Source organism: Euzebyales bacterium (genome assembly GCA_035461305.1).
In the GTDB taxonomy this organism is placed as follows: domain Bacteria; phylum Actinomycetota; class Nitriliruptoria; order Euzebyales; family JAHELV01; genus JAHELV01.
On record DATHVN010000163.1, the window covers coordinates 38,915 to 50,530 of the forward strand.

15 protein-coding genes are annotated in these 11,616 nt (G+C 71.9%); 10 read left to right on the plus strand and 5 right to left on the minus strand.

What is annotated here, in order from left to right; translation table 11 throughout:
- Positions 1 to 40 precede the first annotated feature (40 nt).
- On the minus strand, positions 41 to 250 hold the full coding sequence (locus VK923_15400) for a DUF1918 domain-containing protein (protein HSJ46058.1): 210 nt from the start codon (positions 248 to 250) through the stop codon (positions 41 to 43).
- Positions 251 to 562: 312 nt separating this feature from the next.
- Here VK923_15400 and VK923_15405 point away from each other — a divergent pair, with 312 nt between their 5' ends.
- From VK923_15405 to VK923_15445, 9 genes are all read left to right on the plus strand, one after another.
- Positions 563 to 718, plus strand: coding sequence for a hypothetical protein (locus tag VK923_15405; GenBank protein ID HSJ46059.1), 156 nt, complete (start codon positions 563 to 565; stop codon positions 716 to 718).
- Positions 719 to 779: 61 nt separating this feature from the next.
- Complete coding sequence (locus tag VK923_15410; GenBank protein HSJ46060.1) at positions 780 to 2,111, plus strand: cyclic 2,3-diphosphoglycerate synthase; 1,332 nt, start codon at positions 780 to 782, stop codon at positions 2,109 to 2,111.
- Positions 2,112 to 2,166: 55 nt separating this feature from the next.
- Complete coding sequence (locus VK923_15415; protein HSJ46061.1) at positions 2,167 to 2,493, plus strand: hypothetical protein; 327 nt, start codon at positions 2,167 to 2,169, stop codon at positions 2,491 to 2,493.
- Positions 2,494 to 2,533: 40 nt separating this feature from the next.
- The gene (locus VK923_15420; protein HSJ46062.1) at positions 2,534 to 2,839 is read left to right on the plus strand and encodes a hypothetical protein; all 306 of its coding nucleotides are present in this window, start codon (positions 2,534 to 2,536) and stop codon (positions 2,837 to 2,839) included.
- A 715-nt stretch (positions 2,840 to 3,554) separates the two neighbouring features.
- Complete coding sequence (locus tag VK923_15425; GenBank protein ID HSJ46063.1) at positions 3,555 to 3,764, plus strand: hypothetical protein; 210 nt, start codon at positions 3,555 to 3,557, stop codon at positions 3,762 to 3,764.
- A 355-nt stretch (positions 3,765 to 4,119) separates the two neighbouring features.
- Complete coding sequence (locus tag VK923_15430; protein ID HSJ46064.1) at positions 4,120 to 4,323, plus strand: hypothetical protein; 204 nt, start codon at positions 4,120 to 4,122, stop codon at positions 4,321 to 4,323.
- A gap of 74 nt (positions 4,324 to 4,397) precedes the next feature.
- Entirely contained in the window at positions 4,398 to 4,793 is a 396-nt protein-coding gene (locus tag VK923_15435; GenBank protein ID HSJ46065.1) for a hypothetical protein, read from the plus strand.
- Positions 4,794 to 4,810: 17 nt separating this feature from the next.
- Positions 4,811 to 5,299 carry a hypothetical protein gene (locus VK923_15440; protein HSJ46066.1) on the plus strand — a complete coding sequence of 163 codons (489 nt, stop codon included), beginning with the start codon at positions 4,811 to 4,813 and terminating at the stop codon, positions 5,297 to 5,299.
- Between the two features lie 13 nt (positions 5,300 to 5,312).
- On the plus strand, positions 5,313 to 5,759 hold the full coding sequence (locus VK923_15445) for a hypothetical protein (protein ID HSJ46067.1): 447 nt from the start codon (positions 5,313 to 5,315) through the stop codon (positions 5,757 to 5,759).
- A 286-nt stretch (positions 5,760 to 6,045) separates the two neighbouring features.
- Here the strand turns inward: VK923_15445 and VK923_15450 are convergent, their stop codons facing one another.
- Positions 6,046 to 7,749: a GAF domain-containing protein gene (locus VK923_15450; GenBank protein HSJ46068.1), complete on the minus strand. Its 1,704-nt coding sequence runs from the start codon at positions 7,747 to 7,749 to the stop codon at positions 6,046 to 6,048.
- Between the two features lie 124 nt (positions 7,750 to 7,873).
- A complete protein-coding gene (locus VK923_15455; protein HSJ46069.1) occupies positions 7,874 to 8,074 on the minus strand; it encodes a hypothetical protein in 201 nt (66 codons plus the stop codon).
- A gap of 391 nt (positions 8,075 to 8,465) precedes the next feature.
- Here VK923_15455 and VK923_15460 point away from each other — a divergent pair, with 391 nt between their 5' ends.
- The gene (locus VK923_15460) at positions 8,466 to 9,368 is read left to right on the plus strand and encodes a universal stress protein (protein HSJ46070.1); all 903 of its coding nucleotides are present in this window, start codon (positions 8,466 to 8,468) and stop codon (positions 9,366 to 9,368) included.
- A gap of 30 nt (positions 9,369 to 9,398) precedes the next feature.
- On the opposite strand, the gene VK923_15465 is transcribed toward VK923_15460, so the two are convergent.
- Positions 9,399 to 11,102 carry a hypothetical protein gene (locus tag VK923_15465; protein HSJ46071.1) on the minus strand — a complete coding sequence of 568 codons (1,704 nt, stop codon included), beginning with the start codon at positions 11,100 to 11,102 and terminating at the stop codon, positions 9,399 to 9,401.
- 79 nt (positions 11,103 to 11,181) lie between these two features.
- Positions 11,182 to 11,466 (minus strand): DUF1876 domain-containing protein, encoded by a 285-nt coding sequence (locus tag VK923_15470; protein ID HSJ46072.1) that lies wholly within the window; start codon positions 11,464 to 11,466, stop codon positions 11,182 to 11,184.
- Positions 11,467 to 11,616 lie beyond the last annotated feature (150 nt).

An 11,616-nucleotide genomic window follows, 5' to 3' on the forward strand; every position in this document is an offset into this window, starting at 1 on the left:
GTCGACGCGGTTGGATCCGTTGCGAGGTCGTGCTGGCGCGTCAGTCGTCCGGCTCGTCGAAGTGCTGGACGAACGCGTCCGACCCCGGGAGGAAGTAGCCGACGCGGCCGTCATCGGCCCACCGCACGACGTACGGGGGGCGACCGTCCTCCCCCCGGATCTCCAGGATCTCGGCGTCGCGGTCCGGCTCACCGACGTGGTGCCGCCTGATCACCAGGCGGTCGCCGACGCGTGCGCGCAGGTCTTTCATGGTGCGCGTCTCCTGCTGTCGCGGTCTCGATGCACACACTGTGCATCCTCCACCTCGCGGATGGAAGGGCGTTGCGCCCGCCCGTGCCGGGACCATCGCATCTGGTCGGTCCGAGCGGGCGGTACGGCCGTGCGCACAAGGCCCTTGGACCCTGGGCGCTGCGGAGCCTCCAGGGCGATCCTGAAGGATCTCGTGAGGGAGTGGGCACATGGCCTCCACGACGTCCACCGGCTCGTCCCGTCTGGGGATGGGGCATGACGACCGCACTGGTGATCGGCAACATGATCGGGCGCCCGGCTCGGGCGGGACGCCGTGATCGCGGGACTGGCCTTCGCCTACGCGATGTGGGCGATCGCCGGTGCAGGCGACGAGGTGGTGTTCAAGGGGTTCCTGATGCTCCTGGCCGGCATCCCCGTGTACGTCTGGATCCGCTGGCGTGAGCAGGAGAAACCGTCGACGGGGCCCTGACCGGCCCTACGCCCAGCCCACGGCCGTCTCATGAGCGACGACGCACCCGGAGGACATTGACATGCGCACCGTGGTGATCATGGGAGCCGGCGGCCGCGACTTCCACAACTTCAACGTCGCGTACCGCGACGATCCTGACACGACCGTCGTGGCCTTCACGGCGGCGCAGATCCCCGGGATCGCCGACCGGACCTACCCCGCGAGCCTCGCCGGGCCGCGTTACCCGGACGGCATCCCGATCGTCGGTGAGGAGCGGCTGTCGGAGGTCGTGCGGGACCACGACATCGACGAGGTCGTGTTCGCCTACTCGGACCTGCCTCACGTCGAGGTCATGCATCGCGGCTCGATCGCCATGGCGGCGGGCGCGGACTTCCGGCTCCTGGGACCCGACGCGACGATGCTGCACAGCACCAGGCCGGTCGTCGCCGTGTGCGCGACCCGGACCGGTGCGGGGAAGAGCCAGACGAGCCGGCGCGTCGGCCGCCTGCTGATCGATGCGGGCCACCGAGTGGCGCTCGTGCGGCACCCCATGCCGTACGGGGACCTGGAGGCGATGCGCGTACAGCGCTTCGCCACACTGGCCGACATCGACGCGGCGAACCCGACGATCGAGGAGCTCGAGGAGTACGAGGAGCCGGTGCGCCAGGGGATGGTGATGTACGCCGGGGTCGACTACGAGGCGATCCTGCGCCGGGCGGAGGCCGAAGCCGACGTGGTCATCTGGGACGGCGGCAACAATGACTTCCCCTTCTTCGTGCCGGACCTGATGATCACGGTCACGGACCCGCTGCGGCCCGGCGACGAGCTGTCCTACCACCCGGGCGAGGTCAACCTGCGCATGGCCGACGTCGTGGTCGTCAACAAGGTGGATTCGGCCCCGCTCTCGGCGATCGCCGAGGTCGTCGAGACGGTCGCCCGGACGAACCCTGCTGCGACCGTCGTGAAGGCGGCCTCGCCGGTGACGCTCGAACCCGGTCCGGCGCTCGCCGGGCAGCGGGTGCTCGTCGTCGAGGACGGCCCGACGCTGACCCACGGTGGCATGCCGCTGGGCGCCGGCACGGTCGCGGCGCGCCACGCCGGCGCGCGCGAGCTGATGGACCCGCGTCCGTACGCGATCGGGTCGATCGCCAGCACCTTCGCGCGCTACCCGCACATCGGGCCGCTGCTGCCGGCCATGGGCTACGGCAAGGAACAGATCGACGAGCTCGCGGCGACGATCACGGCGACGCCGTGCGACGTCGTGGTCACCGGCACGCCGATCGACCTGCGACGCATCCTGCACGTCGAGGTCCCGATCCGGCACGCGACCTATGAGCTGCGTGACGCGGGGCGCCCCACCCTGGCCGACGCGCTCGAGCCACTGCTGGACAACCTCGCCGCCTCGCGGCGGTGAGGGTCGTCGCCGCACTCGGAGGCAACGCGCTGCTGCGGCGGGGCCAGCGCCGCACGTGTCGGTCCAGCGGACCAACGTGGCCGTCGCGGCGGCGGCGATCGCCGAGCTCGCCACCGAGCACGACGTCATCGTCACCCACGGCAACGGTCCACAGGTCGGGCGGCTCGCATTGCAGAGCATGGCGCAGGTGTCAACCGAACCGAGGCCGCTGGACGTCCTCGACGCCGAGAGCGAGGGGCTGATCGGCTACCTGCTGGACCAGGCGCTCTGCAACGCCCTGCCGGGACGGGAGGTCGCGACGGTGCTGACGCAGACGCTCGTCGACCCGGGCGATCCCCGCGTTCGGCGCGCCGAGCAAGCCCATCGGACCCGTCTACAGTGAGGTCGACGCACGCCGCCTCGCCTCGGAGCATGGCTGGAGCGTGGCACCCGACGGCGACGGGTTCCGCCGCGTCGTGGCGTCCCCGGAGCCAGGTGAGATCGTCGAGGCCCGCACCATCGCGCTTCTCGTGCACGCGGGCGTGCTGGTCGTGTGTGCAGGTGGCGGAGGGATCCCCGTCACGTCGGACGACGGTGTGCTCAGGGGCGTGGAGGCGGTCGTGGACAAGGTCGCCGCGGCGTTGCTGGCCCGGCGGGCCCGGGCCCAAGCGTTGCTGCTGCTGACCGACGCCGCAGCCATCGTGCGTGGCGAACGCGGCACCGTCGTCGCGCGCGACCCGGCGCGGTGAGGGTGTGGCCTCCTCCGTCAGGGCCTCGGGCCGTTGTTCTCATGCGCGCAGGGCCCACCGGCCTGCCCGACGTCGTGCGCGCGATGTCCAATGGGGTCACGAGCCGTCCCGGCGGATGAGGTGGCGCGATGACACGAGCACTGGTGGTGTTCGAGTCGATGTTCGGGAACACGGCGACCATTGCGCGGGCGGTCGCTGACGGCGTGGGCGGAGGCGTTGACGTCGACCTGGTCGAGGTCGGCGACGCGCCGACCGCGATCGCTGACGACGTCAGCCTGCTGGTGCTCGGGGGACCGACGCACGCGTTCGGGATGAGCCGGCCCGGTACGCGGCGGTCTGCGGCGCAGCAGGCGGAGCATGCCCTGGTCTCGCGGGGGATCGGGCTGCGTGAGTGGCTCGCTGCGGTCGACGTCGGGGACGCCAGGCCGTCCGCGGCGACGTTCGACACGATGCTCGCCGGCCCGCGGTGGATCCGGTGGATGCCCTCGGCCGGACGCGGCGCCCATCGGGGCCTGCGCAAGCTCGGGCTGCACATGGTGGCGCCGCCGGAGACCTTCTACGTAACGGACACGACGGGCCACTGGTCGACGATGACGAGGAGCGCGCACGCCAGTGGGGCGAGCGGCTCGTGGCCGAGGCCCACCGGCCCAGTGCCGCGACCTGATCGCCGGTCGGTTGTCGTCGTTCATCCGATGTCGTCGAGGAGGAGAGGACCATGCAGTACCAGATCGCCGACGAGCACGCGGAGGTCCTGCGTGAGGTGCTCGACGCGGCGTTGCGTGAGCTGCGGTACGAGATCTCGGACACGGACAACTCACGGTACAAGCAGGAACTGCGCGAACGTGAGGAGGCGCTGCGTGCGTTGATGGCGCCGCTCGGAGGGCCACTGCCGGACGCGCCGCGGCGGTCGGTCACCCGGCGCTGACGATCGTGCGGCGTCGCCTTCGTGGTCGGCTGCCTGAGCACCACGGCGATGCTGCGGCGCTCGAACCCGTGATCGAGATCCCCCGGGGCTGTCGCAACAAGTACGAGTTCGACCCGGACCACGGTGTGATCCGGCTGGACCGGACGCTCTTCACCGCGACCCAGTTCCCCGCCGACTACGGGTTCATCCGGCACACCTCGTCGGAGGACGGCGATCCGCTCGACACGATGGCGCTGCTGCAGGAGCCGACCTTCCCCGGCTGCTGGATCGTCGTCCGGGCGGTCGGCGGATTCTGGATGCACGACGAAGCGGGGACCGACCCGAAGCTGCTGTGCGTCCCGTCGCGCGATCCGTGGTGGGCGCACGTCCGGGGGACGTCGACGACGCCCCGCGGTTCTCCTCGCCGAGATCCGGCACTTCCTTCACGGTCTACAAGCAGCTCGAGCCCGGCAAGTCCACCCGGTGCTACGGGCGGGAGGGCGTCGAGGTTGCCGACGCCGTCGTGCGCGCGGCCCAGCGCCGGGCGCGTCGCGCGGCAACTACTGGCACGAAGCCATAGGGGTGATCGCAATGACCTGGACCGGTCGGCGTGAACGTGCGCGTGCGAGTTCAGGGGCACGACGGACGGGCTACGTGATCACGATCGTGATCAACGCGATGGTGCTGTACGTCGTCGACAACGTCCTGGAGTGGGACCTCCTAACGTTCCTCACCGACGACTTCGCCAGCGTGCTGCCCCTGCTGGAGCTGTCGCTGCTGGCGACGATCGCGGTCAACGTCGTGTACCTGGCGTACGACGAGCCGACGTTTCGAACGGTCATGCAGCTCGGGCTGTCCGGCATCTCGCTGGCCGTGGTGCTCCGCCTGTACGACGTCTTCCCGTTCGACTTCTCGGACTACGACCCGGCGTGGGGCACGGTGGCGCGTGCCGTTCTGATCCTCGCGATCGTCGGGACCGGCATCGGGCTCGTCGTCGAGGCCGGCCGGCTGGTGCAGGCGCTCGCACGAGGTCCCGCTGCGCGGCAGTGACCCGGAAGGAGGACGCCATGGCCATGCCGGCGTTGATCCTGGCCGTCATGGGCGTGACCTGGGCCGTGGGGGTCGAGCGCTGGTCCGACCGCTGGGGCGCCACCGATGGTGAGGTCACCAGCACGTTGCCCGGCGACGACCTCATCGAGGAACCCGCGATGGCGACGACCCGGGCCGTCACCGTCGACGCCTCGCCGCAGCTCGTGTGGCCGTGGATCGCCCAGTTCGGCCAGGGCCGCGGCGGGTTGTACAGCTACGACTGGCTCGAGCGCGTGTTCGGCATGGACATCACGTCGATCGACGAGATCCTGCCGGGCGAGCAGGACATCGGCGTCGGGGATCAGATCTGGATCACCCAGCCCGGGTACCCGGCCCACCTCGGACTGGTGGTCGCCGACGTGGAGCCCGGCCGGGCGCTGGTGCTGGCGTCGCCGACGCCCGACCGGCCCGCCGCGCCCGAGGAAAGCGCCGTGGACCTGGACGTTCGGCGTCCGTCCGGACGGTGAAGGCGGGACGCGGTTGATCGTGCGGAACCGCAACGCCACGGTCGGCGCGCTCGGCGATGTCGTGTGGGACCGCGTCGTCGGCCCGATCGGCTTCGCGATGGAACGTCGGACGATCCTGGGCATCGCGCAGCGCGCCGAGGTGGCAGCCGGACGCGACGCTGCGCCGGCCTGGCGCGAGCCGCTGTGGTTCGGCGCCCTGCTGCTGACAGGCCTGGCCATCCTGGCGATCACCATCACACGAGCGCCGCTCGGACGTCGCGTCACCTACGTCGTGGCGCTCACGACCGCGGCGACCCTCGTGCTGTTCCGTTTCCCGTCGCCGTGGCTGTCGGTGGTGCTCGTGACGCTCGCCGGGTTCCTCGCGTTGCTGCTGTGGCGTGCCTGGCCGCCGGGTGCGGGTGCGCAACGACGGCGGGTGCGATCAGCGGCAGACGATCGGCTGGTCACCGTGCGGGGGTGACGATCACCGCATCGCCACGGTGAAATCTCGCCCGGATCGTGCCGAACGGGCACGTGTGGCGGCACCGGGACCGGTCCGGCCGCCCTGTCGAGGAACGCGACCACGCGTCGTTCGCACTGCCGCGGTCTGCTATGGAGCCCACCCGTGGCGACCTCTGACGGGTGACGAGCCCGGGGTCACGGCCTGGCGGTCCTGCCCCTCCGACGGGCCCGCTGCCGACAGGCCGAACGGCCGCGACCAGACCGGCACGGCGTGCGTCCGACCGGCAGGACGCGCGACATCCAGGTCAGGGCAGAGGCGCCCGCCACTGGATGCGCGTGCCCGACGGGTCGCTGTCGATCTGCATCGAGCCGCCGAACCGTTCGGCGCGTGCGGCGACGTTGGTCAACCCACTGCGTCGACCACCGGCGGGTATGCCGCGGCCGTCGTCGGACACCTCCAGGTGCACGCTCTCCTCGACGATCTGCAGGCGGAGGGTCACGTGCGACGCCTGCGCGTGGCGGCCGATGTTGCTCACAAGCTCGCGGGCCGCGGCGAGCAGGTCGACCACGATCTCGTCGGGGACATCGATGTCGACCGCCGGGTCGATCTCGCACACCGGGGCGAAGCCCAGCAACTGCTCGCCCGTCCGACAGATCTCCGCGAGCTGCCGGCTGACCGTCGACGCCCCGCTGCGCCGGGCGTGCAGCCCGAAGATGGACGACCGCAGATCGGTGATCGCCGCGTCGATCTCGTCGACGGCGCCTCGGATGCGATCGGCGGCCACCGGGTCGTCGGTGCGCGCCGTGACGCTGTCGAGCTCGAGGCCGGCCGCGAACAGGCGCTGGATCACGAGGTCGTGCAGGTCGTGGCTGATCCGATCGCGATCGGTGAAGATCGCCGCCCGCCGCCGCTGCGCCTGCGCGTGTTCGTAGTCGAGCGCGAGCGCGGCCTGCGCGGCGAGATCCTCGGCCGCCCGCAGGTCGTCGGCGCTGAACTGACCGTTGCCCTTCTGACGGGTGATCGTGATCACGCCCAGTGGCTCGTCCCGTACGCGCATGGGCACGACCATCGCCGGACCCCCTGCCCTCGTGCTCGGCAGTGGATCTCCCGCGCGCTCGAGCGACGAGAGGTCGTCGACGGCGAGGGCATGGCCCTCCGCGTACGCCTGTGTCATGATCGAGTCATCGCGCGAGAGCCGCAGCCCGACCAGTTCGTCCGCGTCGAGCCCGTCGGAGGCGACCACGACGAGGTCGTCGCCGACGGCCATCGCCAGATGACAGGTCACAGCCTCGGCCAGCTCCCGGAAGCGCGCGACGACCATCTGCTGCACCTGCGCCTCGTCGGACCCCCGGAGCAGCGCTCCTGTGAGGTCGCGTGTCGCCTCCAGCCAGCGCTGACGGCGTAGTGCCACGCCGTGCAGCCGGGCGTTGGCGATCACCACGCCGGCCGCCGCGGCCAGCGTCTTCACGAGCTCGAGGTCGTCGTCGGTGAACCCGTGGCCGCCTCGCCGGTTCGTCAGGTACAGGTTGCCGTAGATCTCGTCCCGGACCGCGATCGGCGCCCCGAGGAAGGAGTGCATCGGCGGGTGGTGCTCGGGGAAGCCGACCGACGCCGGGTGCGTGGAGAGGTCGTCGAGCCGCAGCTCCCTGGGCTCGGTGATCAGCAGCCCAAGGATCCCGTGCCCTTCGGGGAGGTGGCCGATCTGTTCGACCGTGTCGTCGGGCATGCCGGTGTGCACGAACTCGCGGAGTCGGCCGTCCTCGCCGATCACACCCAGGGCCGCATACTCGGCGTCGACCATGTCGGCGGCCACCTCGACGATGCGGTCGAGCACGCTCGCGAGGGACAGCTCCGCCGAGGCGACCCTCACGATGGCCTCGATCAGGCGCCACAGCCCGTCACGGACCCCGACGATCTCCTGGGTCTGGCGTAGGAGCTCACCGAGCAGGTCGTCGAGGGTCAGCCGCGCGTGCTTGGGCGCTCGCAGGGGGTCCGTGCGCCGCTCCACCGACCCTCCTGACCAGCGCTGTCACGGCGCTCACACACAGCACGCCTCGGCGGGCCGCGCTGCTGAGGCGTTCATGGTAGGAAACGGCTCCGCTGCGGTCAATGCGTCCCGGCGTGCCGGGTCGTCAGTCCGCGACGCCCTGCGACGTGCCGTTCCACGACCCGCCCCGTCCGCCGGCGAGCGCGCCGAGGACCCTGTCGGCGAGGTCGTGCACGGCTGCGACCACCTCGGGTGAGACACCCGCCTGCGGCGTGAACCACCGTCCCTCAATGCAGAAGAGCTCGACGACGAGGTCGGTGCGATCGCTCCCGGCGGCGTCGATCACGTCGACGAGGCTGACCTGCTGGCCACCGTGGGGGTAGGAGGTGGGCAGACGGTCAGTGCGGGAGCCCTGACGACCGTCAGCCCGCCCGGACCGTGCTGTTCGAGGATGTCCGCGAGATCAGTCCTGCCGCGTCGTCACCGTGGTCACACCGGCCGAAGGCGACGACCGCGGTCGGTCCGTCCGTCGTGACGTCACTCCTCGCTCTGTGCAGCGGGATGCGGCGTCCGGTGATCGCATCCCGCGGTGCCTGGCCTTGGCGACCAGTGTGCCGGGACCGGGAGCAGGCCTCCGGGGACTTCTCCCTTGCCGAGGAGGGACCTTTGCACCGCGACCGCCGCGCGCGCGTGCTGCAGAGTGTGCGCACGGTTCGAGTGACGAGGATCGAGTCGAGATGAGGATCCTTGTGGGCGTGGACGGCTCCGTACGGTCGGAGCGCGCGCTGCGCTGGGCCCTGCGCGAGGCCAGGGCACGAAACGCCGACGTGTCCGTCGTCCACGCCTTCGACGTCCCCAGCCTCCGTGGTCCCCTGGATCGGGAGGTGCCGCTCGACGACGAGCACGCGAGGGCTCGCGAGCACGTCGACCGCATGGTCGCGCGGTCGGGCCGGCGCGCCGCGGCCGTGCCGGTCGACGTCGAGGTGGTTGCGACGACGGACCACCGCACCCCGGCCAACGTGCTGCTAGGGCGCAGCCGACACGCCGACCTCGTCGTCGTCGGCGCCAGGGGCCTGGGCGGGTTCGCAGGGCTGCTGCTGGGCAGCGTCAGCCAGCAGGTCGCCGCCCACGCCAACGTCCCGGTCGCGGTCATCCCCGGCCCCGCGGCGCCTGGCGGCGCCAGCATCGCGCTCCCGCGATCGGTCGTGGTCGGCGTCGACGGCTCGTCGCACGCGGCCGCGGCGTTGCGGTGGGCCGTCGACCATGCGGCGGTGCACGTCCGCCCGGTCACGGCGGTGTACGTGCATCCGCCCGTGCCCGCGACGTTGACGGCCGGCATCGCCAGTGGCGTCGAGCACGCCGCGGTCGACAGGCTCTGGACCCACGGCCACGCCGAGGCGCAGCAGGCGCTCGAGGACCTGGTGGCCAAGGCCACGGCGGGGGTCGAGGTGACCGTCGACGCCGTCGCGATCTCCGGCAGCGCGCCCGCCCACCGCCTGCTCGAGTACGCCGCCGGGCACGACGGCCTACTGGTCGTGGGCAGCCGAGGCCGGGGAGGCTTCCCCGGCCTGCTGCTCGGCTCGGTCAGCATGCAGTGCCTGCACCACGGCGCGCTGCCCGTGGTGGTCGTCCACGGCTGACGTGTCGCGCCGCCCGCCGTAGCCGGCGCGTCAGAGGTCGTTGAGCCTGCCGAGGATCGGCCACAGCGCGGCGGGGGTGGTGGCGTAGTCGTAGTGGGAGCCACCGATGGCGCCGCCGTCGATCACCGCATCGACGAAGCGGGACACGCGGGCGGTGGTCACCGGCGTGTTCTCGGTGCCGGGATCATCGACGCCGCCCTCCACCGTGACGGGCCGCCCGCTGAGCGCGCGTGCGCGCACGGTCTGGCTTCGGACCCACGTGTAGACCTGGTCGGCCGTGAACGCGTCGCGCTTCGACCACAGCGCCATCGGGACGACCACGTCGCTGCGCGCGCCGACAGCCGCCCAGGGGAAGCCCACCCAGTTGCTACCTGGATCGGTCGCGTACGGCGACGGCACGATCGCGGCGGTCATGGTGTCCGTCGCGGCGCGCACCCGTGCGAGGTGGTCGACGAGCCGCGTGTTGAACTGGGCGCGGGTGACCTCGTCGAGGCGCTCGATGTCGACACCGACACCGTCGAAGCGCTGTCCACCAGGACTGGTGAAGGTCGCGATCGCAACGGTGCGTCGGACGTCGCGGTCCATGTTGCCGTAGGCCGGCAGGTACCAGCCGACCACGCGGATGCCGGCCGCGTGGGCGGCGTCGAGCCAGGCCCCGGCCTCCGCGGCGTTGTGGAAGTCGTTGGTGCTGGTGAACCGCGCGGTCGCCAGGAACAGTGTCCGTACGTCGCGCGTGGCCATGTGGGCGACGGCGGTCTCCGGGTCGAGGCTCGCGTAGTCGAACACGTCGACCCAGGTCGACAGACGGCGGAACGGCAGCAGGGCATCGACGCTGGACCAGCGACCCCATGCGGCGGTCGGAGCGGACCGGGTCGCGGTGGCGTAGCGGCCGCCGGTCCGCTTGGCGGCTACGCGGACCGTGTCGCCGGCCGCGGTGGCCGACGGGCCCGACGCGGGCGTGTCACCCAGCGACGTCCAGCCGCTCCAGGTGCCGTTCACCTGCCGGCGGGTCCACATCGCGGTGCCGGTGCGGCGGGCGAACACATCCAGCCTGCCGGGGACGGGCGCGGCGACCGCGGGCTGGGAGATCAACCCACCCGACAGCGTCCGCCACGCCGACCAGCCGGCGCCCTCCCTGAACGACCGGTGCAGCAGTGCGCTGCCGGCGCCGCGGGCGACGACGTCGATGCGGCCGGGACCCCATGACGTCGCGGCCGGGCTCGAGGTCAGCGCGCCTCCCCGCTTGCCCCAGCCGGACCAGCCCTGTCCCGACACATAGGTCCGCTGGCGTAGCGCACCGTTGGTCGCACGGATGAACACATCGAGCCGGCCGGGTTCCCACGACGCGACCGCGGGTGCCGACGCGAGCGTACCGCCGAGCGACTCCCATCCGGACCAGGAGCCGTTGCGGTACCAGCCGTGCACCAGCGTGTTGTCCGTACCGCGCGCGAACACGTCGATGCGGCCCGGCGCCCACGACACGGCGGCGGGCTGGGACGCCAGCGTGCCGCCAAGGCCGAGCTGGCGGGTCCAGGATCCGCCGGCCGGGCGGTAGCGGTGTGCCAGGCGTCCCGACGTGGTCCGCCAGAACAGGTCGACGCGGCCCGGCTCCAGCCCGGTCACGGCCGGTGACGTGACCTCCGTCGACGGCACCGGCGCCACGGCGGCTGTGGCCGGCACCGGAGCGGTGACCACCGCGCACGCGACGGCCAGTGTCGCGACGGTGGCGAACATACGCCATCGACCGGCGCGGCGTTGCGATGGGTGGTCGGCTCGGCTGTCTGTCATGACGTCCCCCGGGCTCCGACGCCGATCAGGCGTCGAGCTTCGTGACGGGCGTTCCCGTCACACCCTCGATGTCCTCCGCGGCCGCGTGCAGGAGCTGGTGCGCGAGGTCCGACAGCGCTCGGGCGGCCGCAAGCTCGTCGCCGATCTCGGGCACGTCCCTGTCAGCGGGGTGCTTGCGCGCGTCGCCACGGCCTCGCAGGTCGGTGGCGTCCTGCGTGTGCAGTCGCGCCTCGGCGTGGGTTCGGACGCCGGCCGCGTCGGAAAGCTCGGTGAGGTAGATGTCGACGCTCCATTGCTTGGCGATCTGCATTATGCCTCCCGCGGTGGACGGTGCCGTGCAGCTGAAGCATTGCGTCGAGCGATGGGCGGTGCGAGAGACCAACGTCCCGGTTGCGGCAGGCCAACGGGCGTCCCCCGATCGGGTGACGCGGACGGCCAGCGCTGGCGGGCTCGTAGCCCG